The organism is Myroides sp. A21 (genome assembly GCF_000807225.1).
Classification (GTDB): Bacteria; Bacteroidota; Bacteroidia; order Flavobacteriales; family Flavobacteriaceae; genus Flavobacterium; species Flavobacterium odoratimimum.
Genome location: NZ_CP010327.1, coordinates 1,886,503 through 1,912,432, shown reverse-complemented (window position 1 = coordinate 1,912,432; position 25,930 = coordinate 1,886,503). Strand labels below are relative to the sequence as shown.

Here is a 25,930-nt window from a genome sequence, read left to right as displayed (position 1 = left end):
TTCTATTTTGTATTCAATAATGTCCCTCCTGGCCCATACTGATTAACATGTTTTTGCCATTGACCAGGTGTAGTCATATCCCACCATTGACCTGTTTTTGGATCAACAAAATCCGGACCCTTTGAATAATTGCTTTTAAGATGCCTTAAAGATCTATCTTTTTCAATATAACTTCTAGCTAATACATCAATACGGTTTCCTCTATACATTGCTCTTAAAGAAGGCTTTCTTTGAATTGCAGCTAACTGTTTATTAGTAAAAGCCAAATCTCCTAGGGCATCAATTCTGTTAGCTGCTTTTGTAACGTATTTCTGTAGTCTAGCAGTTACTCCTCCACCAGCAATAGAAGTCCTACCAAACAATCCTCTTCCCATTTCTAAATTTCCAGGATTAGAGGCTTTCTCCATCATTAATGTATAGGCACCATACCCTGCCCAATCCACTCCTCCTGTTGAACTTGTAGATAAAGACATCGCTTCAGAGTGTACTCGAGTTGCCTCACTTCCTCCTGTAAAATCAGCCCAAGCACTAACTATTTTATCCCATAAATCATTTGAAGAACTTGATTCTTTAGAAGGTGGATCCTGATCCCATCCAGAAGTCGCCTCATGCATCGCATGATTTAGCCCACTGGTGATCAGTCCTTGCTGCATGCCCTTCATAAAGTCTCCTCCTGCTATACTAGAAGATATACCTCCTGATAATCCACCACCTACTATCATCATTGCCTTAGTATCACTAGCGCTTAATACACCTTCTTTGATGATGTTACCATTAGCATCTGTCTTTGGTCCTAATTTACCGATACCACTGGATATCATCGAGCTAATCGCTCCACTAGCAAAGCCAGAGATAAACTTACCACCATCTAACTCACTCATCAGCCCACCTGATACACCATGCATACCAGCCTGGGCAAAGAAGCTTACGGTACTAGTTAGTGAAGAGACGGCAGATCCTATCCCAAAGGATATCGCTCCACTTAAAGCCCCCATAGCCGCAGATTTACCCATACCATACCAGAATGGTACTCCATTAGCGATATTAATAATAGCTGTAGTTCCTACTGCTATAGCTACTCCTACAACTATAGCTGTAACTAAAGGGATAAACTCTCCACTAGGGTCAGTATAAAGTAACGGATTATTTAACACATAACCATAGCGATTATAACTTTGTGTACTCGTATTATCTTGTACATAATTATCAGGAGATAAAAATCGTCTCAATGCAGGATCATAGATACGTCCATTCATATGGATTAATCCCACAGTGTACAAGTGTTCATGTCCTGTATATCCCCTATCTATTAGTAGTGCTGCTGTCCATCCTAACGCATTTATAGTTTGATTAGCTCCTTTTATCTTAGCACCCTTAAGATTACCCCAAGCGTCGAAGTAGCGCTGTTCTATATTATTCCCATTGCTATCAGATATCGCTACTATACTTCCTTGATTGTCTCTATGCAGATAATACCATTTTGAATTATTTATACTAGTACCTTTAACTTCATCTATTTTGATATAGTTAGCACTATAAGGGTCTCCTGTCACATAAGTAATTATCTGTGTTTTGTCTTTCGTAACAACTATTTCAATTGCCTTATCAGCAGAATAATACTTCTGTATGGGTTGTTTCGATTTTTCATCCGTACTGCCAAAGTAAGCCGCATATCTACTCTTTAAGATAGAAAACTCATAATTAATTCTTCCCTTCTTCTCTAAATAAACTTCGTTAGGAGACTTAAACATATTGTACTTCACTACAGCGAATCCCCTATCTTGTACTAGTTTACTTCCTTTGTCATTAAAGTTGATACTCTGCAGTCGATAGTCTGACGAGTTATAGTTGTACTTTCCTACCTCAGTATTAGACGTAATTCGTCCTCTAGGGTCATAAGTATACTCATTCACTAATGTACCATTCGTACTCTCTGTTAATAATCTATCTAGATCATCGTAAGTATAACTCTCATTTTTGCCAAATACTTTATCATTTCGCGTTGATAATGTTCCTCTTTTTTCATTATAGTTATATCCTATATCGACTAAAGAATGACCACTCCGACTGTGTCTTATATTCGATAAATACTCATTAGGACTATAAGAATTCTCTACACTAAATCCATTTCCATACGCCACTTTTTTAGCAGAGCCATTAGCCATTACATCTTGAATATCCCAAATCGTAATAGCATTCCCTCCTCTACCGTCTTTCTGCATTTTTAAGATACCACTGCTATCATATACATTAACGACTTTAGAGGATGAAGTTACTCCACTATCCTTAAGTGCTGTGCTTATATTAACTTCATCCACTCTACCTAATTGATCATACAGATAGGTATTGCTATAAATAAACTTAGGGGTATTCTCTATCTTACCTAAGACTCTTCCATATTTATCATAATTAGTTGTATAACTAAATTGTTGTCCATTGTAATTACCACTTACTGAATTTGGTAACTTAGTACGTTCATCATAACTATATTTAATAGCAATATTCGTATTTTCTTCTTTGCCTCCTACTGTTTTTTCTTCTTTTGTTCTACCTAGTTCGTCGTAAGTATAAGTAGTCTGTCCACCATTAGGAGTGGTTGTTTTTAGTAAACGACTTAGATTGTCATAAGCATAAGTATAAGTACCAGCAGAAGGATCTACTAATTGTGTCTTATTACCCCAACCATCAATAGAAATACTAGTTCTGATTCCGTCATAATTTGCCTCTTTTAGACTTCCATTAGCATAATAGGTATTAAGTATAACTCCTCCTTGATCTTGTGTTTTGATTACATATCCTTGAGCATCCACCCATTTACTCATCTTTTTATGACCATCCTCTACAGTTACCTTATTCTTCTCATAACAGGTCTTAAACTCACGTCCTTTATAATCTACGATTAACACAGGTCGTTGTAGCCTATCATACACAGTACTGTTCCATTTTACATTCTCTCCTTCATAATACGGCTGACTACTGCGTACAACATTGCCAAATACATCATACTCTGTACGCGTGGTAGACCATTTGTTATTTAGAGTCTTTACTCTAGTTTGGATTACCCTATCTAATACATCATAAGAGGTGATTGATACACTTCCATCTGCTCCCGTAACAGTCACATCATACTTACCCCCTTTAGCAGTACTGTTAGAACGTGTAGTCATTACTTTATTACCTAGATAATCAGTCACTGTAATAGCATTATCCCAGCTGTCATAATTAAATTTTGTACTTCTACCTAGTCCATCTGTACTAGATAGCACTTTTCCATAAGTATCTACCACACTAGTACTCACTAATCCATCTGGAGCTACTGTACGAATGACAAAACGCTTACTATTATCATACTCATAAGACGTTACTAATGGAGCTATACCAGCAGTGAACACCTTTTCCTTCTTTACTCCTCCAAAATCGTAATACTCGTATTCTGTCGTTATTGCTGCTGTTCCATTACCATACTTTTGACTAGAACTAACAGCTCCTTTTGTATTATACTTAAAGACCTCCTTAGAACTAAAACTGTCATTACCTCTTCTAGATGTAGTCTTTACCTCACTAAACAGCCCATAAAATATCGCACCTGACTCACTATCTGTAAACTTAGGTAAGTAAGAGAACTCTTCTATTTTACTACCTGATAGAGTTCTGCTAGAACCATTTAAAGAAGGACTATAATAGTTAGTCTCTGCTTTAGTCAAATAGAATGTTGATGCTCCACTCTCATACCAATTCGTCTTAGACGTCTCGAAGCCATTTAAGTAATCATACATTGTCTCTTGTATCGGTACGATAATATAACTTTTATTCCCTTTGTCGTATCGTTTATTAATAACTGTAGATTTACTAAACAGTGCTTTTTCAGATAAACTACCATAAGTAGCACTAATCTGTACGTTATCCATTAATGGATCATATGTATTTATTCTCCAAAACATGCCTTTCGAAAAATCCTTAATACGATACTTTCCATCACTTTTTAACTCGCTTTCGTATGTTTCACTGGACTTCGTCTGCTGAAATCCAATAAATCCTTTCCCTTGCAGGTGTTGAATACCATTGTGATATCTATATTCTTTTGTCAATATTTTATCACTAGTTAAGCTGTGTATCTTATGTACTAATCTAAACCCACCATTGCTCTTGTGAACATAATATGGATAAGGCAGGTTTAAATTACTAAATGTATATATCTTCTCGTCCTTTGTATTATTATCCTCTGACATAGGTCTATATTCAACATTAAGTACACTACCTGCGCCATTGTCTACTGCACTAAGCTGTCCTTCTACAAAGCCATCATTATCTATCGTATAATGAATCTCACGTCTCTCAATAGGGTCGTGTATAATAATACCATTCTTATATGCATTTAGACTATTAAAATCTGATTTATTTAGGATCAAAGAAAATGGCGATATATTAGTAGTAGCAAGAGAAAAACCAGCTTCTCCTTTTTCATTTCGGACAGGAGAGCTACTTACTTTAAAATCACCATTACTTGTGCTATTCACTATATAAAATTGTATTCCGTCTCTCTCTTTTAAAGGAGATTCGAATCCTATATCTTTATCATATTTTGTTCTAGTTAAATTTTCTTCATATCTCAGTTTTCCAAACTTTCTAAAAGACACTAGGTCTGTCACACCATCTCCATTAACATCGATCGCCATAATATTAGATGTGCCATATTCAGTTCCTCTATACTTATCTGGAGTACCTGACCAAAACTTATCCCAACCACTAGACCTTTTAATATCATGATGCTGAGAAGGAGTTATATATGCTAGTTTTTGTTCTGTAAAGTCTTTCTTTTCTTTTATTAATTGTTTTCCTGTAGAAATATAAGACCACCACTCGAGTTTATCTCTACTCATTTTAGTCAATTCTGATTTTGCATCTGATTTATCTAAATCATACACTTTATCTGGAACTATAAAATCTGTTAATCCATCACCATTAAAATCACCGAATATGATAGGAGTCTTCTTAGTAAAATTATCTAATTTATCAATACCTATATAAATTTTAGATATACTTAGATTCTCAGAATCTAATTTTAACATTTGTAACTCTCCTTTATCGGTAACAGTCATAAAATCAGCTAAACCATCTCCATCAAAATCTATAGGATACACATTGGTATCTTCTTCAAATTTCACATCTGAGTTATACTTTAACTCTTTTAACTCTATCTGTTGTTGATGTCTCTCTATTTTACCTATTTCATAAAAATGGAACGTTGCTCTTGAGTTTTTATCCACTCCTTTAGGAGAGAAAATCAACAAATCTACTAATCCATCATTATTAAAATCAGCTAATAATATCTTACGATGCTTCTTATCTCTAATATTAGTACTTTTTAAAGTATTATGAGGATACTCTATATCTTTAGAACTATACTTTTTTTCTTTCTTTGTCCATGCAGTAGGTTTACCTTGCCAATCTTTTTCTGGAACATTCACATAAGTATAGTCATTCTCTACTATAATTCCAGGTAAAGAAAATTTAACATAACTCTGGTCTTTATAGTTACTTGTTCCACTTAGATCATAAAAACTTAGAACGTACTCATCTCTATCATTCTTAGAATAATCAGATTTTAAGGTCAATAATAAATCTCCATGTGAAATAATCCTTTCAGTTTTTCCATCAACAGTCTTATCAACCAATGCTTTACCAGAATACAATCTTTTATTTTGATTTTCATACTTCTCAACTTCACCTTTACCAGTATTCCAAAGTTTTATTAATCTTGGTTTATTGCTCTTATGTGAATTCAATACCTCTATTTCATAAACCGGAGTTAATTTTCCCGTAGCCATAAAATCCCCCACTACAATATCTCCAATACCTCTTATATCATTTAAATAGCTAAACCTCTCATATTTATAATCTAGAACTCCCTTAGATTTATCAGTGGTATAAGTAAAACGAAGTGGGTTTAACAACTCTCCTCTTGAGTTCTGTACTTCTATTTTAATTAATCGTTCTATACTATTCTGGTGAATAAAATCGTATGTCAAATTATATTTCTTATACACACCATTCTCATTACCTGGAGTACATACCACGATATCACTCAATACTTTCTTATTAAATGCAGTCCTTCCTCTTTGATACTTAGCTTGGGATACCTTTCTATTCTTATAGTTAAATTTTATACAATTCCTTGCTGTACTATGTCCATAGGTAATCTTACTCAGATAAATATTATCCGTTTCTACGAAGTACTCATACTGTATTTTATTACCATTAGCATCGCTCATCTCACTGATCATGTGTGTTTCTCTTAATGCTTCACCACTATTACTAACAGTCTTATACTTAGCGATCTTGCCATTTGGATAATATACAATAAAACTAAAGTCATCCTTATTAACCTTTTGAATTTTAATTTCAGAGTATAAAAGTGTTTTAAAGTTTACTCCATCAGCAGATAATAGACGTGCTCCATCTAAGTAATAAGGATCCTTACCGTCATACTGTACTGGTCTATTACTGTCATCTAACTCTTTACTCTTAGATCCAACACTAATAATAGATAGACCTGATATATTCCATCCCCATCCTGCGACACCATTACCACTATGGCTATTGTAAACAATAGATAAATTAGGCTGAAAATCATTCACCCCTTGCACCACATCAATAGGTACTACATAATTAAATCCTCCAGTACTTCCAACCGTTCCCTCTCCCTTAATAGAAGCAATCGTATTATCTTTAGTTATTGGCGCACTAAAGGCTCTTTGATTATTTTGGTCCTTTTGATATCCAGATGTATCAAATACAAGTGAAACCTCTCCATTCTGAGCTAGAATAGAATTAGACAAGACCAAAAATAATATGACGTATAAAGTCTTTATATATTTTAACATATTTATTTCTTTATAACATTAACACTAAATGATTCTCCTGTAAGTAGACTAAACTTAAGGATATAAACCCCTACAGGGTATGACGTAATATCTATAGCGACCTCCATTTGCTTATACTCTACCTCCTTTGATAGGATTGAAGCTCCTGTAACGCTAAACACTTCTGTCTTAACAATTTTACCACGTATTACTTCATCGATACTCACTTTTATTTTACCTGAAGTAGGATTAGGATATACTACGATATAATCTCGGTACTCACTAATAGTTTTAGGTATTGTCTTTTTTTCGATCTCATCTATTATGTTAGTTTTAATAATTGGAGTACTCATTACTTTAGATGTTCTACATACCTCTGTTCTTAGATAGTTTCCAGCTGCGTCATGTATGAAACATAGTTCTCCTTTACTATAATTCCCTTTAGGAAATTGCTGAACTAATGAAATATTTAAATTACATATTTGCATAATGAGTTCATTTACGTAAGCAGACCAATCATACTTAGCCACATTCTCTAATAATGCTTCTTGAACTATTGGAATATCTAATAACCTTTGTGTTTTGGGTAGATAGGTAGCTGTAAATGGAGTAGCTGATTTCTCAACATATCTCCCATTTGCCTCTAACTGAAGCGAATTCACATAAAAGTTTCTATTATTTAAACTTTTATATCCTTTATCTCTTAATTCATTACTACTTTTTTGTTGACCTGTATTATCCCATTTCACACGATCAATCAAAAATTCTCTGTTTAAGTCAATTCCTGCTAAACTTTTCGTAAATAAAGCTATGTCGTCTTTTTTATTATTGAGAATCATATAATCTTGATAAATGACCTTACCTCTCTTATTTTTAACTGTAGGATAAAAAATAGAAAAATAATCTCCGATATCTTTCTTATTTTCAAGATCTCGATAGGCTATTATTAAGTATTCTTGAGATTTTAAAACAATATCTTCTGGTAAATTATATTTACTTGCATTATCATAAATAAACCATCCTTTTAACGGTATATCCTCTGTTGTATAATTATAAAGTTCAATATATTCCCCTAAGTGATGTGCTTTATCTTTAAATGTATAGTAATTTCGCGTATGCCCCTTCATGAAAGTTGCTGGTTGCTCATCAAACGCAGTATCATATAATACTTCCGTGATAGCTATTTGTCCTAAGCATTCCTGTATACTAAGTAACAAACTAATACTTAGGCATACTTTTAATATAACTTTATTCATAACCCTAAGCATTTAATATTTTTTGTTTTAAGAAGATAAGTTCTTCATCTTGTCCTTCTATAGTCTTTTCTCTAAACTCTGCTATACGCTTTAATGTATCTAAAATACCATCTTCTAACTGTGAGTCTGTATTTAAGCTCACCACTATATCGATAGCTGTTAAGGCTTTATCTATCTCTCCTATAGACATATAATAGTCTACGCATAATCTAGTATAACGATCTATTCGATAAGGTACCCTCAGACCTACTAACTCTTGTCCGTATTCTAACAATTGTTGAGACATTGAAGGTGTTTTCTTATAAATTCCTAGAAAAAGTTCTTTACACTTGAGCTCAAACTTCTCATTATTAAACTCTGCTAACTTTTTTGCATTTAAAAGAATAGTATCTAGTTCTGTATAATTCTTACTTCGTGTTAGCTCTATCCTTTTCATAAGTACGTTAAACAGTGCTATATGAGACCATAATGTATTTTGCCTTTTATTATTATCTCGTTCTATGGATTCTAATAGATCATAGCGTTTATTCTTCTTTAGTGTTATACGTACCAACTTCAATCCATCTACATCCTCAGGGTTTCGTTTATAATACTTCACAGACTCTTCTACGGCTTTTGCGTAGTTTTTTTCTTTCTGAAGACTTTTAATGTATTTTTTTTCACTAAGCTGTAATTCACTATTTCTATAATCATCTATATTTCTAGCATTTAAACGTTTTATTTTTTTTAAGTGATCATTACTTGTCATCAAACGATTCTCGTTTCGTACCAAAGCTTTATTGGCTTTTTTTCTGTTTTTTAGCTGTTTATTCTTACGACTATCTACCTCAAAAAAACCTAATCCTTTTAATTCTCTAAGCTTTTCTAATTGAACCAATAGCTGCTGATTATTGCTATCTAATGCTATTGCCTCTACATAATATTTTTCTATCGCATCTAATAGTTTCTTTTTATTATTTAAAGGACTAGGCAAACTCTTAATAGACTTAAAACTACCTGTTAGAACTCGTAAATATTCCTTAGCTAACCTATCTTTAAAAAGTGCATCATGACTATTTAACTCCACCCCTTTTAAGTACATATTAACAATATCAAGGACTGACTCTGATTCTTGAAGCATTAACTTACGTTTACCATTATAAGCACGTATTTCAGTAGGACTATCTTCTAAAATTTGATCATAAATAGCATAAATATTATTCGTACCATTAATTGGAGAAGAAAAAAACATTCTTCTACTCATAGCTCCTTTATTTTGCTTTTTTACAAAATTGCTTTTACGCAAATCAGCAGCCTTTTTAAGTAAAAGATTAATGTTAGTGTTACCTTTAATAGGTTCTTGAAAACAACTGGAAGGTATAAGCGTAGATGCTTTTAGAAAATTCATCCCCAATAGAAAGAATGAACTACTTAATATAAACTTCTTTCTATCCATAATAAGAAATGTTAAGATGAAAAAGAAAAGAGGAAGACAGGATTTTAATAACCTGCATGATTATACATCTAAAATGCTACGAATTGAAATATTTATTCGACTTCCTCTTTCTGATAACGAACTTAATACGTTAAGTTTAATTAACAAAATATTAAAATAAAAATTTCTTAATATTATTTGAATAACCAACTTATTATGATGATTTATAAATAATTTTAATATTAAAATAAGATAATACAAGTATCAAAATACAGTTAAAATAACAACAACAATTATTTAACTGTTAATTTTATAACTATATCATACTTTTTAAAAAAACACAAATTAACATATTCAAACATTTAATTATCAAAATCACAATTCATTGATTTAAAACACATTAAGCAACTAAAATAAAACCACCTATATAAGCCACACTAAGTATTTTTTCCTATTAATTTTTAAAATTATTTTTTGATAGTTTAAACGGTAACCATCATAAATTAAATAGGGAAACTACACAAAATGATAATTTTCCTATTTGCAATAAAGTATTTTGTCTTTTTATTCTATAGAATTGTTGCTAAACTATCTAAGTCTTTAATAAAATTGTTCGATATTTGTCCCTTTGGGAGTACAAAAAAATCCTAAGTTAACGCTTAGGATTTTTTTTTTGACCATAACTAAAAAGCAGAAGAGTACTAGACGACTCTCCTACTTTTTTGAAAAAAAATATAAAACTAAAAGGGTGAAACACTTTTTGATTTTAAGTAAACCCATGTTTTACTTAAATAAGGCGTGAAGAGTACTAAGATTATAATCACTAATAAAAGTAAACTAAGTATCTCGAAATAATCCATTGCATACCTCAACTCTATTTGTTTGCTAAGATCAGATAACATTATCTTTTCACTTGCTTTCTCAGCTATAGAACTGGGCATACCTCTACTTTTTAACTTCATAGTATTCTGAGTAAGCTTAGTCTCTAGTATAGGATTAGCTATATTTAAATAATCTGAGAAACGACTTAAATGACGATTAGAACTGTACAAACTATAATAATTCATAATCGCTATACTACATGTATAACCAAAGTAGCGTACACCTAAACATACAGCTGCTGCAGAAGCACTAAGTGATACAGGTACTGAAGTAACACAATAAACTATAATAGGCACCATTAACACTCCTACTCCTAAACCTTGACAAAACAAAAGAAGATAATAATCATCTGGATTAGCACTAGGGGCAAACTGCATATACATCCCCACGTGAAACAAAAACAGCGCAATAAATCCTAGACTCCATATAAAGCGCATAGGGCGACGATTAATCAACCAAACACATGCAAGTATCACTCCTGTCACAAGTCCTATTAGATTAAAGCTATTTAGATAAGAAAGGTGTCTCGGGTCTAAATGAAGTGAGTTAATAAAATGTGTATTTGTAATCCCTGATGCAAAACGACAGATATAAAGAATAAACAATAAGAATAACCCTATCTTAAAGTTGCGGTACTTCCATACATGCCAATTAATATAAGGTCTCTTCAGATGCTTTTGTCTCCATACAAAGAAGAATAAGGTAATCAAGATCGTCAATCCTATTAAACGAATATCGCGATCAGCAAACCAATAATACTGTTGCCCATAAATAGTAAGATATCCGAACAGTACTACCACTACAGCAAATAACACAAAGCTCTCCCAATCTAAGCTATACAATGGCAACTTACGCTGGAGACGTACAAAGCGCATAGTCAGCATAATTAATATTAACCCTGGTATAAAAGAAAAAGAAGCTATCTTATACAAAAAGGAATAATCGTACTGATCAACTAAATCTGAAGTAATTAATTGATTAAAGGGTGTTGCACAAATCAAAATACCGTAGAAGCACGAGAAGCTAATCTCCCTAGCTTTAGAACTATCTAAACGGACATATAATGTAGAAATAGATAGATTAACTGTACTAGCAAATAACATTCCTTGTAAAAAGCGAACAGGAAAAACAATGCATAGCGCTTGTACATTATACAGTACTATACAGCCTACTATCTGTAATACATTAAATAGAATAAAGTATTCTTTAGTCGCTAAATACGTAAAGAAACGTCGTTCTAAACTATAAAAAGAGACAAAACCTGCATACAATAGAGATACAGAAAACTGAATGTCTCGTGGATCACATCCAAAGTATCCTGCAGCTGCTGTAGCATTAGCAGCTGGCAGAAAAAACAAGACAATACTCGGCATTAAAAGTACAAAAAGAATGACGTGTATCATCCACTCTGGAATCCAATCAACGAATAACTGAGACGCTTCGTTATTTTGCATTAGATTGTTTTTTAGCTATAAAAACATTGACATTCATCCCCGCTTTTAATAATTCTTCCGAATCAGCAGGTGATATTATTTCTATACGTACAGGAATACGCTGTACAATCTTTACAAAGTTACCTGTGGCATTATCTGGTGGTAATAAAGAAAAACTAGAACCTGTAGCTGGGGCTATAGAAATAACCTTTCCTATAAACTGCCTATCAGGATAGGCATCTGCGACTACCTCTACCTGATGCCCTATCTGTATATTGCGTATTTGTGTTTCTTTAAAATTAGCAATAATCCACTTCGGTGTTTCGTCATTAACGATATAGGTAAGCACCTGCCCTACAGAAATCATCTGACCTAAGTCTATGCTCCTCTTCCCCATTCTCCCTCTATAAGGTGCGGTGATAACGGTATAACCTACAGTCAGATTCTTATACTTCTCAAGTTCTTGTAATCGAGTAATCTCTTTTAATAAAACTTGTTTCTGTGCTTCAATATCTGCTATACTAGCTGTAGCAGCTCGAGCGTGCTCTACACTAGTATTATAATCACTCTGTCCTATATTTAATTGTGCCTGCTTCTCCTCTAGCATTTGTGCAGTAGCTGCATCTTCTTCATAGAGTTTCTTATATCGCTGATAATCCAACTCCTGTTGATGATATTTAGATTCTCTCCCTTGGATTTGGCTCTTTGCAGCAGCAGCAGTTTGAGACAATGTATATTGTCGCGCATCTAATTCCTTTATCAATGCATACTGTTTCGCTATCTCAGCAGAAGTAGTCGCTTGATCATAAGTGTACTCTCGATTATCTACCACTAATAGTGTATCTCCTTTATTCACTATTTGATTCTCCTCAAAGCGCACTTCTGTTAAGAATCCTCCTACTCTAGAAATAACAGGATTAATATACTCTTGTACTTGAGCATCATTGGTTTGTTCATATTTCCAATACATCCATAGTGTGTGAATTCCCCAAAGACTTCCTATCAAAATAATAATAGAAGCTAGATAGCGCGTAATACGTGTGATTAGGCGATCTGTAATTTTAATACGAGTTTTAATATCCATTATAATAAGCCTTTAGCGAATTGAAGAGTATAGTATTTATAAATGCTGTCTAACTTGGCAGCTTCTAGTTCAAATTGTGTTTGTAAATGTTGTACATCAGCATCTAATAAATCTGTAAGCAAAGAAATTTTATTAAAATAAGTACTCTTAGTAATACGTGCATTCTCTGCCGCATATTCTTTATTCTTTGTACACACCTCTATCTGTACCAATGATTCTTGATATCTTAAATATGCCTGTTGTACCTCTTCTTTTATTTGATCTTGTACATATTGATGTTGTAACTCCTCTTTCTCATGTTCTAAAGCACGACTGCGAACCTTGTGTACATTCTGATATAAATTAGAAATAGGAAATGATACCTGTACTCCAATAGTCCCTAAACTGTACCAACTAGGATTATACGGATACAAGAATATCTGTGGATTAGCCATAGTGAAGTTTCCTATTAAGCCAATACTAGGTTTAGTATTAGCTTTCACCTTTTTCTGTTCGATTTCACTTAATACCAAGCTCTCCTCTGACAGCAGGTGTTTAAACCCATGTTCTAAGGCAATATCTAAAGCCTCATCATAAGATTCTAAGAATAACTCTTCATTGAAGGAATCTTGTGGTTTAATAAAATCTGTATCCTTACGCCCTGTCAATATAACCAGCTTTTGGTTTTCTATAGAGAGATCATTTTGGAGTTGTACTAAGGTCATTTCTCTCTTCGAGATTTCCATAGTCGCACGAAGAACATCACTTTTTAACACTACTCCATTCTTATATAAATGTTCTATTTCGATTAACTGCTCTTTATGTTCGGCAATATCTTGTGTAATCACTTTTTTAAAACGAGTTAGCTTCGCTAAAGCCAAATAACTCTTGATTGCCTCTAACCGAACTTCTGATTTAGTCATATCTGCCTCGATATTCGCTTTAGCTTCTAAAGTTTTTCGCTCTTCTATTTCTAGATTTTGTCTATTGCCACTATATAGATTTAAGTACATAGACACTCCTGTATTATAGAGCGTATGTATCACATCATGTTGTTCAGGTTTATTAAATATTCCGTTTGTATAAACAGGGATATTACTTGCCTTTTCTGCTTTACCGAAGGCATTAAACACAGGGTATCTACTGATGCGTGCATCATCCGTATTCTCTTTTCTAATCTGTAGTTCTTTGGCTTGAATCAAGCTTCTTTTACTACCAAGATCTGTTTGTTCCCAAATCTCTTGAATACTGAGTTGTATTGTATCCTTGTTGGAAATTGATAGAGTAGTACTCTGACAATACCCCATAGTAACACAGCTGGTGAGTACAGCTAATAAGTGGAAATCCCCAAGTTTCATACGTTGTTTTTAAAATCGGACAAAAGTAAAATGAGTACGATATATCTTGTATTTCTTAAATAGTCATTTTTTTATTCAAAACAGACAAAATCATTATATACTTTTGCGCTCATTAAAAAGAAACACTACAATGAAGATCATCGATTCCTTAGAGTTTATCGATAGTATAGAAGAAGGCGTATTTATCAATCATGAGAAATCGACAAAAAGATATCCTTTACATCAACATCAAAAAGGACAACTCACATATGTAGAAGGAGGGATAACTTATGTGACTGTAGACAATGTCACTTATGTTGTACCAGCGAAGTACTTCTTTTGGATCCCTGAGGGAGTACCACATATATTGAGATTAAGTAACTCTGCTACTGTTCTTCACTCCTTGTATTTTTATATCTCTGATGATGATAAAGATCCTTTTTATACTACACTAGGGATATATGCCGCTTCAGATCTATTAATAGAGATGATAGCTTATACGGTGTGTTGGCATGATAAGATGGTCAATCAAGACACGCCTAATTTTGTTTTTCTACAAGCTTTAAAAAATATTCTACCCACTTTTATCAATAAGAATATACAGTTACAACTTCCATTTAGTGATAATCCACGCATTACTAAGATAACAGACTATCTAGACAGTAGTTTTGGACTTCCATTAACATTGACTGATATCAGTAACAAGTTTAATATGAGTGAACGCTCTGTATCACGCCTCTTCCAAGCTGAATTACAAATCTCCTTCTTACAATACTTAAAAGCATTGCGTATCGTGAAAGCCATAGAACTACTGATGAAGACTGAGCACTCTGTCAGCGAAATAGCCAATACAGTAGGATATGTTACGCTAGGAGCATTTAGCAATGCGTTCTGTGAGTTTACAGGAACACGTCCATTAGAGATGAGAAAGAATAAATAGTGATTCTACTATACTGTGTTTTTACTTACTTTAGAGTATTCAATCCTTATGAATAGGTTAAAGCAGAAATAAAAATTAAATTCTTTAAATAAATACACACGTTTTAATTTCGTTGTTAATGAATAGGAAAAGAGCGTTTCGCTTGCACTTCTTAGGGGATTGCTAGCACATTCCTAGGGGTTTCCTTACCTAGAAGGTGCTTTTGTCGAAGGAATGTGCAAGAACCCCTCAAGCAATCCCCTAGCAGATCAAAACAAAACTATCTTTAACTCATCAATAAACACTGATCAGAAATAGAATTTTAAGTACTTTATTTTAAATTCGGTAATGAGAGATTTTATTATTCCGTTGTTTAAAATACTTTTATTTCACTTCTTCTGTACTTACAAAAAGCTAATTATTAATCAAACTTAGGTGATTATGTATCGGAATAATCGGAATCTACAATAAAAAGAGGTTAGACAGTCTTTAGTGATGTCTAACCTCTTTTTTATTTACACTTAGAGTAGATGTATTTATTTAGATGATATTGCGTGATTGGTCTTAAAGACTTACCAGAGATAGGATGTACCCCTGTTCCTGGGTTATTAAAATAATCATGTTTTCCCTCTCCAGTCTTGACAAACCATACCTTCGGTTTTCCTTTCCTAAAAAACTCGGTATCACAATCAACACTTATTTGTTTAAAATTCTTCAGTATGCTTTTATCATAAGGGACAGGCTCATTACTTACCCCTGCAAAACTCTTTATTGTAGCCTCACCACAGTCATAAGCCACATATCTATCTCCTTCCCACTTCATACATTGATCATTTGATAACATACTACTCACTAAACTACCAACACCTAATAAGCCTATTATAATCACTGTGAAAATTACTAGATTGCGCTTAAATTTATTCTTCGGTGTAGTAGTAGGCAGAGATTCTGCAAATGATTGAACAGGTGGTATATTATCTTCAATAGTTTTCTCTTCTACTGCTTCTCTTTTCTCTTCAACAATAATTGAATCAGCTTGATTATCAGCTACACTCCCCTCTTCTATCTCTACACTACTTTTTCTAAACTTACCATACGGTCTAGGTTCATAATCATACATTAAGGCCACCATTTCTAGTACAGCATGGTTCTTAGATGTATCAGTTTTTTTGCCTAAAAAACTCTGAATAGGTTTAAACCATCCTAGTTCAAATCTATTAATACTATTAACAATATCATTTAGCTCTGTGCTATCACCTCTAAAAAAATCTTTAAGAATTATTTTATCGTCAGGAGATAAATCTTCTCTACACAGTCCAATACAATAATTTCTCAATTGTGCAGGTGATGGAGATAACAGAACTGTGTACTGAGGTAAATCTTGAACTTTATTAATATGTTTTTTTAAACTATCTGTATAGTCATTAATCGTTAGTAAGGTCATAATTATAATTCAATGTAAAACGGAATTATCAGAATCATCGGAATCATCAGATTTACAACACATTGCACTCTAAAAGTCGCCTTTCCTTTGCTGTGTCGAAAATCAGATACGTGTTGTGATGTTTCAAAAGTACGAAACATTTATATGGGTTGTTTACTCGTGATACTAAAATAACAAGGAAGCCATTTTATGTCACTTAAACAACTCGCTTCCCTCAGCATGTATTACTGCTTTTCGCATCTAACTTAATAATTAAACAAGATGAAAAAAACAGTAAAAGTAGCAATGCTATTAGGCGTAATCACATTATCAATGGTAAGCTGTGATAAAGATGACAACCAACTTCAAATGAAGAAAGAGGTTAAAGTGAATGGAATGGATCAGGAGATGGAAAAAGATGATTGGGGCGTTCCACCTATTAAACCACCTGTAAGAAAAATAATGAATAATATAAACGACCAAGAAATAGAAAAAGATGATTGGGGCGTTCCACCTATTAAGCCACCTGTAAGAAAAACAATGAATAATATAAACGACCAAGAAATAGAAAAAGATGATTGGGGCGTTCCACCTATTAAACCACCTGTAAGAAAATAATAAATAATATAACTATTTAATAAATTATGAACTGAAAAATAAACAATTATAATATATTATAAAACAGTAATGATTTTACCAAGTTTAGAGAATAACTTTTATTCTCTAAACTTTATTTTTAAAACATAGTTTATACTATATGATTAGCACCAATTTATGATACATCAGTAAAAGTAGTAATACTATTGGATACAAGCATATTGATGAAGATGATAATCAACTTCAGATGAAGAAAGAGGTTAAAACGAAAGGGATGAATGAACAAGAATGTATTGATTGGAGAAGTACACCAATTAAAAGACTAAAATAATACCATAAGCATCAAATAAAAACTATAAATTCGAAGAATGAAAAGAACTTTACTCACTTCTTATTCCTCGAATTTTTTATGGATAATAATTTTATCCTTTTTAGTATGCTCTTGTAATAAGAGTGATGATACTAAAGTGATTGATTTAAAGAAATTAGACAGTGCATATCACTATCAGCAAAAAGCTGATAGCCTTTATCACTTAAATCAACTAGACAGCGCTTTTAATAATTATTTAAAATCAAATCAGTTATTTAAACATCTTGCTAAAACAGAAAGTATTACTTATAATAATTTAAGGATCTCAACTATATACTTGATAGCAGGGGATCCCAATAGTGCTCAAGAAATACTTGTTAATGAAATTTCCCAAACTAATAATATATCTCCTACTTTTAAAAACTATATATATTCAATTTTAGCAACCTGCTACTCAGAGCTAATTGATTATGATTTATCCAATAAATATGCTTATAAGTCACTTAGAATTTCCAATATATCAGTTGAAGCCAAAGCTATAATAAATAACAATATAGCTTCTAATTATATTAGTTTAAAAGAATACACTAAAGCAATTGATATTTTACAAGACATTCTTTCTTCTAATGTATTTAAAGAAATGCCTCTAGAACAAGCAAGATGTTTGAACAACTTAGGAAAAGCCCTTTACTTACAAGACAAATCACAAGGATTAAAAGAATTAGAAGAAGCCTTAGCTATAAGACTAAACGATATCAATCAAAATGACATCTATAGAAGCTATATCAACCTAGCAGAATATTATACCTTAAATAAAGATTATCACTCTGCACATGACTATGCCTTAAAGGCTTATGAAATCACTACAACTAATAAAAATAAAAAAGACAAACTACAAGCACTTGAATACCTCATCAAGTCAAGTACAGACAGTCCCTCTAAGTATTATGCAGATTATATAGACCTTTCTAAAGAAATCGCTACGGAGACTCAACAAGCGAAGAATCAATTCGCTAAAATACGTTATGACTTTGAACAACATGAACAAGAGAACATTAAGCTAAAACTTGATTTACAACACAGTGAACTAGTATCTGCTAGAAGTAAAAATGCTCTTTATGTGAGTCTTCTTTGTTTATTGGCAGGTGGAGTGATTACATCTTTTATTTACAGAAGAATAAAACATCGTCATAGACTAGATAAGATTCAACAGTCTTACTTAACAGAAACTAAAATTGCTAAAAAGATACATGACGAATTAGCGAATGATGTATTCAATGCATTAACGTATACACAGAACTTTAATCTTCAAACTCCAGAAACAAAGAATCATTTACTATCTGATCTGGAGTCTATCTATAAAAAAGCAAGAAATATTTCTCTGCAACATAGCTCTATTGCAACGGATGAAACCTTTGTTACCCATTTGACTAATTTATTCAATGAATACACTACTGCTAACTGCCAGATTATCATCTCAGGGCTTGACAACTTTGATTTTTCTTTACTTGATAAGAATCAAAAGATAACCATCTATCGAGTAATACAAGAATTATTAGTCAATATGAAGAAACATAGTATGGCTACTATAGTAGTGTTCAAATTCAGTGAAGATAAAAAACACTTTAAAATATTCTATTCTGATAACGGTGTAGGAATCATACAGGAGGATATTAAATCAAAAAATGGGCTTTCAAATGTGGAAAACCGTATTACTAATATTGGAGGAACATTTATATTTGATTCAACTAATAAACTGGGTGTAAAGTATAATATCCAATTACCGAAAAAAAATTATGTTTAAAAAGATATTAGTTGTCGAGGATTATGATAGTATCAATATTGGTATTGTACAAGCCCTAAGTGACAACATTCCGCAGGTCGAAGTATACAGTACTAAATACTGTGATGATGCTTGGCTAAAAATTCAAGGTGCTAAGAACAATAACTCACCGTTTGATTTAATCATCTCTGACTTGTCTTTTCAAGAAGACTATAGAGAAACTAAACTAAAGGGAGGAGCAGACTTAATCAAATTAATACGTGAACAAGATGACAATCTTAAAATCATTGTCTATTCTATAGAAAACAGATTTATAGAAGTAAGTGAATTAATAGATGATTTAAAAGTCAATGCTTATATCAGCAAAGGGAGAAATAGTATTAAAGAACTACTAGCGGCTATCACCTATATCCAACAAGAGGAAAAACCTTATCTATCACCAGATATCAAGGATGTAAAAGATAATCCTGTCACACTAGTACTTCAAGAGGAAGATTTAACTATTCTCCGTCTACTAGCAGAAGGGTACTCTCAAAGTGAAATGAGCCATAAGTTTAAAGAAGATAATTTATCGATAGCAAGTACAAGTAGTATCGAAAAGAGAATAAGCCGTTTAAGAGTTTCTTTTAATGCTAAAAACACAACACACCTTATTGGTATTGTAAAAGATATGGGAATCATTTAAACCCGGACTCTCCTCCATTAGCTAAATACTACAGTAAACTCTAATACTCATCAATCATTTTGACATAAATATTCACTAAATGAGGTTTTCCGTAAAACACTGTCATTTTTAGCCAGTACTTTTACCTTCCATAAATCATGCTGTATTATGCAAAAATATGTTTATCTATTAGTTATCTCTTTCTTTCTTCTTTTTTCTGGTTGTAATGAAGGGCGATATACAGTAATGGAGCCTACAGAAGAAGATAAAGCTTACCAAGTAGAAATAGACTCTATATTGACTATTTACAGTCAACATGCTTCTATCTACTCAGAAATATACCCGAAAGCGCTATATGGTAATAAAGAGGCCTTAAAAAGATACTCTGATCTCATGTTAGATATTAATGTATTAGATAATAAATTAAATCTATTAATTAATCAGAACAGAATAACATCCAACCAACTTAAGAAATATATGAAATTGAGAAAACAATTTACTCAATAAAAAAAAGCAGGAAGATCTTTCCTGCTTTTTTATTATGATGCAACTTCTAATCGTTGCAATAAGTTTTTATTTAATGCCTGAGCCGTGTAGTCTTTATCTACATTTAACTCTTTTACTCCATCTTGGCTAGGTAACTCGTACATAGCGTCTGTTAGAATAGCTTCACATAACGATCTCAATCCTCTAGCACCTAACTTATACTCTAGTGCTTTATCCACAATATAATCTAATGCCTCATCAGTAATAGAGAACTTAATACCATCCATTTCGAATAGCTTTTCATATTGTTTTATTAGAGCATTTTTAGGTTCCGTAAGAATTGCACGCAATGTCGTCTTATCTAATGGATCCATATGCGTTAATACAGGCAACCTTCCAATAATCTCAGGGATTAATCCATAGTCCTTAATATCCTTTGGAATAATATACTGCATTAGGTTAGTACGATCTACTTGATCTCCTTCTACTGTAGACTTATATCCTACAGCTTGCATATTTAATCGTTTAGAAATAAGTCTTTCAATTCCGTCAAAAGCTCCTCCTGCTACGAAAAGAATATTCTTTGTGTTTACTTCAATAAACTTCTGATCTGGATGCTTTCTTCCTCCTTTAGGTGGTACATTTACTATACTTCCTTCTAGAAGCTTTAATAAAGCCTGCTGAACTCCTTCTCCTGATACATCACGTGTTATAGATGGGTTATCACTCTTACGCGCGATTTTATCTATCTCATCTATAAAGATGATACCACGTTCTGCTTTTTCTACATCGTAATCTGCAGCTTGTAAAAGTTTAGTAAGAATACCTTCTACGTCTTCTCCTACATAACCAGCCTCTGTTAATACTGTCGCATCTACAATAGCTAATGGTACGTTCAACATTCTAGCAATTGTTTTTGCTACTAATGTTTTACCTGTACCTGTCTGTCCCACCATCAAGATATTACTCTTTTCGATTTCGATATCTTGATCATCGCCATTCATTTCTTGTAGAAGACGTTTATAGTGATTATAAACAGCTACAGACATTACTTTCTTAGTTTGATCTTGTCCTATGACATACTCATCTAAGAACGCTCTTATTTCCATTGGTTTCTTAAGTAATAAATCACTTGACAAATCACTTAAATGTTTTGACTGTTGTTCTTCTAATACTATACCATAAGCTTGCTCTACACAACGGTCACAAATATGAGCATCTATACCAGCAATTAGAATATTTGTATCAGATTTAGCACGCCCACAGAATGAACATGACATTTCTTCTTTAGCCATAAATTATTTTCTAATTAAAACCTCATCAATCATTCCATATTCTTTAGCCTCTTGTGCAATCATCCAGTAGTCACGATCACTATCATGATGTACTTTCTCCATAGATTGTCCAGAGTGCTTAGAGATGATTTCGTATAATTCATCTTTTAATTTTAATATCTCACGAGCTGTAATTTCGATATCAGAAGCTTGTCCTTGTGCTCCTCCTAATGGTTGGTGAATCATCACTCGTGAATGTGGTAATGCAGAACGTTTTCCTGCAGCTCCAGCACATAATAACACAGCTCCCATTGATGCTGCCATACCTGTACAAATCGTTGCTACATCAGGTTTGATTAACTGCATTGTATCATAGATACCTAATCCAGCATAAACACCTCCTCCAGGAGAGTTCACATAGATACTAATGTCTTTCTCGTTATCTACACTTTCTAAGAATAATAACTGCGCCTGTATAATATTCGCTACATAATCATCAATAGCTGTTCCCATAAAGATGATTCTATCCATCATTAAACGTGAGAACACATCCATAGAAGCAACGTTCATCTGTCTTTCTTCTATAATGTAAGGAGTCATACTACTAACGATTTTATCGTAGTACATACTATTTATTCCTTGGTGCTTTGTAGCAAATTTTTGAAACTCTTTACCAAAATCCATATTCTTCTTCAATTTATTTTAAATACTATATAAAAAAATAAGCGCCTCTCTTTAACAGAAAGACGCTCAAATATACTTATTTTTTTCCGGATATTATTCTCCGTACATTTCCTTAACGAAATCTTTGTAAGATACTTCTTTTACTTCAGCTTTTACTTTATCGTTAAATAAAGCTAATACTTTTTCATTCATTACTTGCTCAGAAATACGTCTAACTTCATCTTGGTTAGTCATTACTCTAGCAACAATATCTTCAACTACTTTAGCTTCAGGATCCATTTGTCCAAACTGAGCCATTTGATCTTTAATCAACTTAGTAGTATATTCTTTAATTTCTTCGAAGTTTAATTGTAAGTCATATTGAGACATTACTTTTCCTTCTACTAATTGGTAACGTAAACCTTTTTCTGATTTTGTGTACTCAGCAGCAGCTTCTTCAGCAGTCATTGGAGTCTCACCTGCATCCATTAACCATTTAGTTAAGAAAGCAGCTGGTAATTCAAATGAAGTATTCTCTAATAAATGTTCGTAAACATCGTTTAAGAATTTTTGATCTGCTTGACTAGCAAATTGCTTTTCAGCATCTTCTTTGATTTTTTCTTTTAATTGCTCAACAGAAGTAACAACTCCTTCTCCAAACAATTTATCGAATAACTCTTGGTTTAATTCGGCTTTCTCTGTTTCATTGATTTCGTTGATAGTAAATACTACATCAATTTCTAATCCGTGAACTTTATCATGATCAACAGCTAAAACTTCCATTAATTTATGGTCATCTTCGAATAAACCTTTAGTACTTACAGTAACTTGGTCACCTACTTTTTTACCAATAAATTTCTTTTGGTTTGTTTTAGTTCTGATATCGCTTACAGCAATCTTAACTTCATTATTGATTCCCTCTTCTTCGTTAGCGAAAGTACCTACCATTTCTGATGTTTCTTCTACTACCTCTTTAGAGATCATTTTTCCGTATTGTTTTTGAATAAACTCAACTTGCTCGTCAAGCATAGCATCATCAGCTACAACTTTGAACTTCTTGATTTTATTTTTACCTTCTAAGTCTAAAGAAAACTCAGGAGCTAATCCTAATTCAAAATCAAATTTTAATACATCTGCATCCCAGTTAATATCATTAGCTACTGGTAATGGATTTCCTAAAATATCTAATTTTTCTTCTACAAGATAGTTACTTAATTTTTCTTGCAAAATTTTGTTTACTTCTTCGAACAATACAGCTTTACCATATTGTTTTACGATTAAACTCATTGGAACTGCACCTTTTCTAAATCCAGGAACGTTTGCGTTCTTTTTGTAGTTAGATAAAACGTTATCTACATTACCTTGGTAATCTTCTTTTGCAAGCTCAATAGTTACGATTGCATTAAGAGCATCTACATTATTTCTTGTAATATTCATTTTTGATGTATTTACATATAAAATTGGGTTGCAAAAATATATTATTTTTACAACCCAAACAACTTTTTAAGTAATTGTATTTCAACTATTAATTTTTTTATCCTCTTCTAGGCTCATCTTTTTGTAAAAACCCATTTACTACAGATTGACAAAATGTCAAGACAACACTAAATAGTAATGCAGTCCAAAATCCACTTACCGTAAATCCATTGACAAAATAGGCTGCTAACTGTATGATAACTGCGTTAATTACAAGTAAGAACAATCCCATAGTAACAATAGTCGCAGGTAATGTCATAAACACTAAAATAGGTCTTAAAAACATATTTAATATCCCTAGCGCTACTGCCACCCATAGTCCAGTAGTAAAACTCTCTACAAAAACTCCTGGTAAAATATTTGCTAATAAAACAACTAAACCAGTAGTAATTAATAATCTAATGATAAATCCCATATTTAATTTTTTGTTTAAAATTAAAAAGAATTTTACTTATTACCAACCATTAATGTTGGCCCAGGGTATACAGCAGGATTAACTAATGGTATACTAGCCTTATAATGTTTATTAATAGATCTTAAAATCTCTGAAGCTATAAATGCATATCCTCTTCCATTTAAATGTACTCCATCTAATGAAAACATAACCGTATTTAAATTCCCCATTCCTTGGAAATAATTAGCTGTATAGATTTGACCATCTTCTACTCTAAGTCCAGAAACTGCTTTATTTAAGATATCATTCATATCAGCTACAGCTAATCCTTTACTAGTAGCTGTTGCTTTAATAATACTATTAAATTGAACTGTAGCTTCTTTGATATTTGCTTGTTCTGTAGGGTTAAGTACAAAAGAATCACTGATAGGGAAACTAACTCCTTTTTTCAGCATAGCATCCATTGTAGGATTTCCCGTTGATTGAGGTAATGAAGCTCCAATCTGTGCCTTACTTGTTAACAGCATTAAGTCTTTTGCAGTAGCATGTCTAGCTTGTCCATAAGACATCGCGATAAACTTGATTTGCTCAGGTGTTAATTTTACAGGAAACAAACCTGCCCCTACTACTTGTGTTACCCCTCCTTCTAATAAAGCAGACATATCTGCCAAAGTTTTATCTTGAATCAAAAGTGGGTTAGCTGAAGTTTTAGATATCAACTGAAGTCTATCCCCTTGACCTCCTTTTGCTAAAATTTGCTTTAATAATCCTATTAGACTATTTAGTTGATCTATATTCCCTTCACCGATAAGTTTAGGAGATAATGGATTATAAGGTACTGTAGTGAAAAATGGAATAGCGGTCACATCAGGAATAGTAGCTACTATACCTTTTGCACCTTCAGAAGTTAGTGTATTTGTAATTTGCTCGTATACTTGCTTAAACACTCCTGCATGAGTAATATCATTTGAACCATACATAGCAGGATTAGTTCCCCCTGCTTTATTTTGATCCACACCTTCTCCTCCTGAAGTAGCATATGCTAATACATCATTAGCTCCAATCCAGTTCGTAAAGAATGTCGGTTTTAGGCTCATCGCATCACCTAATACTGTCGCATTATCAGCTGTAGCCGTACGTACAAAGTATGGGTTAGCGGTAGCAGGAGTAGTTAATAACCCTGATGGATTACCATAACCAGGCGCTATTAAATGGAAAGTCTTAGCACCAGGTACACCAGCATTGTGATATGCTTTTTTCTGTTGCTTAGTTGCTTCTATAGTTACTGCTCTATCAATATTCTGAGGCCCTATAGCTTGTCCATCTGCTCCAGGCATCATATTAACAATCATTCTTGTTGGAAAGCCCGGATTCTCTTGCCCTGCAAATAATAAACCTCCGACATCATTCATATCATCTTCAAATAATGGTTGAGTAAACTCGCCACCACCTACTATTTTAAATTGGGTTGCTAATATATTTGGAAATGAGTTCTTCTGTCCTGATTTGAAAACAGTACCGTCCATAAATCCAGCAGTAAGAGAGTTTCCAACAGCTACATACGAACTAAAGTCAGCTTCTCCTGCATAATATGTTCCTCCATCTATTTCATCTTTGATAGAAGGCTCACATGATGCTAATAAAGCAATGGCAGGTAATAATAATAAATATCTTTTTTTCATGATTTCTTTTT

At 32.8% G+C, this 25,930-nt stretch carries 17 protein-coding genes; 5 read left to right on the top strand and 12 right to left on the bottom strand.

From position 1 onward, the window contains the following. Window positions 1-2: 2 nt before the first annotated feature. The 6 genes from MYRA21_RS08700 to MYRA21_RS08675 all read right to left on the bottom strand — a co-directional run bounded on the left by MYRA21_RS08700 (window position 3) and on the right by MYRA21_RS08675 (window position 14,269). On the bottom strand, window positions 3-6,884 hold the full coding sequence (locus tag MYRA21_RS08700) for an RHS repeat-associated core domain-containing protein (protein WP_039328844.1): 6,882 nt from the start codon (window positions 6,882-6,884) through the stop codon (window positions 3-5). Window positions 6,885-6,886: 2 nt separating this feature from the next. Then, entirely contained in the window at window positions 6,887-8,119 is a 1,233-nt protein-coding gene (locus tag MYRA21_RS08695) for a lamin tail domain-containing protein (protein WP_039328842.1), read from the bottom strand. Window positions 8,120-8,123: 4 nt separating this feature from the next. After that, window positions 8,124-9,554, bottom strand: coding sequence for a hypothetical protein (locus tag MYRA21_RS08690; RefSeq protein ID WP_039328840.1), 1,431 nt, complete (start codon window positions 9,552-9,554; stop codon window positions 8,124-8,126). A gap of 719 nt (window positions 9,555-10,273) precedes the next feature. After that, on the bottom strand, window positions 10,274-11,869 hold the full coding sequence (locus MYRA21_RS08685) for a hypothetical protein (RefSeq protein ID WP_006257301.1): 1,596 nt from the start codon (window positions 11,867-11,869) through the stop codon (window positions 10,274-10,276). Beyond that, the gene (locus tag MYRA21_RS08680; RefSeq protein WP_006257304.1) at window positions 11,859-12,932 is read right to left on the bottom strand and encodes an HlyD family secretion protein; all 1,074 of its coding nucleotides are present in this window, start codon (window positions 12,930-12,932) and stop codon (window positions 11,859-11,861) included. Before MYRA21_RS08680 ends, MYRA21_RS08685 begins: the two co-directional genes overlap by 11 nt. Further along, window positions 12,932-14,269, bottom strand: a complete 1,338-nt coding sequence (locus MYRA21_RS08675; RefSeq protein ID WP_006257306.1) for a TolC family protein — start codon at window positions 14,267-14,269, stop codon at window positions 12,932-12,934. The genes MYRA21_RS08680 and MYRA21_RS08675 overlap by 1 nt, the downstream gene beginning before the upstream one ends. Before the next feature lie 130 nt (window positions 14,270-14,399). On the opposite strand from MYRA21_RS08675, the gene MYRA21_RS08670 reads away from it, so the two are divergent. After that, a complete protein-coding gene (locus tag MYRA21_RS08670; protein WP_006257307.1) occupies window positions 14,400-15,188 on the top strand; it encodes an AraC family transcriptional regulator in 789 nt (262 codons plus the stop codon). 490 nt (window positions 15,189-15,678) lie between these two features. Here the strand turns inward: MYRA21_RS08670 and MYRA21_RS08665 are convergent, their stop codons facing one another. After that, window positions 15,679-16,611: a hypothetical protein gene (locus tag MYRA21_RS08665; protein ID WP_006257308.1), complete on the bottom strand. Its 933-nt coding sequence runs from the start codon at window positions 16,609-16,611 to the stop codon at window positions 15,679-15,681. A 261-nt stretch (window positions 16,612-16,872) separates the two neighbouring features. Between MYRA21_RS08665 and MYRA21_RS08660 the strand changes: the two genes are divergently transcribed. From MYRA21_RS08660 to MYRA21_RS08645, 4 genes are all read left to right on the top strand, one after another. After that, entirely contained in the window at window positions 16,873-17,208 is a 336-nt protein-coding gene (locus MYRA21_RS08660; protein ID WP_006257309.1) for a hypothetical protein, read from the top strand. A 347-nt stretch (window positions 17,209-17,555) separates the two neighbouring features. Continuing rightward, entirely contained in the window at window positions 17,556-19,301 is a 1,746-nt protein-coding gene (locus tag MYRA21_RS08655) for a tetratricopeptide repeat-containing sensor histidine kinase (RefSeq protein WP_006257310.1), read from the top strand. Next, the gene (locus MYRA21_RS08650; RefSeq protein ID WP_006257311.1) at window positions 19,294-19,965 is read left to right on the top strand and encodes a response regulator; all 672 of its coding nucleotides are present in this window, start codon (window positions 19,294-19,296) and stop codon (window positions 19,963-19,965) included. Before MYRA21_RS08655 ends, MYRA21_RS08650 begins: the two co-directional genes overlap by 8 nt. A gap of 147 nt (window positions 19,966-20,112) precedes the next feature. Further along, entirely contained in the window at window positions 20,113-20,451 is a 339-nt protein-coding gene (locus tag MYRA21_RS08645; protein ID WP_006260559.1) for a hypothetical protein, read from the top strand. A gap of 32 nt (window positions 20,452-20,483) precedes the next feature. Here MYRA21_RS08645 and clpX read toward each other — a convergent pair whose 3' ends face one another. The 5 genes from clpX to MYRA21_RS08620 all read right to left on the bottom strand — a co-directional run bounded on the left by clpX (window position 20,484) and on the right by MYRA21_RS08620 (window position 25,919). Further along, complete coding sequence (clpX, locus tag MYRA21_RS08640) at window positions 20,484-21,725, bottom strand: ATP-dependent Clp protease ATP-binding subunit ClpX (RefSeq protein ID WP_006257314.1); 1,242 nt, start codon at window positions 21,723-21,725, stop codon at window positions 20,484-20,486. A gap of 3 nt (window positions 21,726-21,728) precedes the next feature. Next, entirely contained in the window at window positions 21,729-22,388 is a 660-nt protein-coding gene (gene clpP, locus MYRA21_RS08635; RefSeq protein WP_006257315.1) for an ATP-dependent Clp endopeptidase proteolytic subunit ClpP, read from the bottom strand. Window positions 22,389-22,481: 93 nt separating this feature from the next. Then, window positions 22,482-23,804 (bottom strand): trigger factor, encoded by a 1,323-nt coding sequence (tig, locus tag MYRA21_RS08630; RefSeq protein ID WP_006257316.1) that lies wholly within the window; start codon window positions 23,802-23,804, stop codon window positions 22,482-22,484. A gap of 97 nt (window positions 23,805-23,901) precedes the next feature. Beyond that, complete coding sequence (locus MYRA21_RS08625) at window positions 23,902-24,258, bottom strand: phage holin family protein (protein ID WP_006257317.1); 357 nt, start codon at window positions 24,256-24,258, stop codon at window positions 23,902-23,904. 32 nt (window positions 24,259-24,290) lie between these two features. Next, complete coding sequence (locus tag MYRA21_RS08620; protein WP_006257318.1) at window positions 24,291-25,919, bottom strand: hypothetical protein; 1,629 nt, start codon at window positions 25,917-25,919, stop codon at window positions 24,291-24,293. Window positions 25,920-25,930 lie beyond the last annotated feature (11 nt).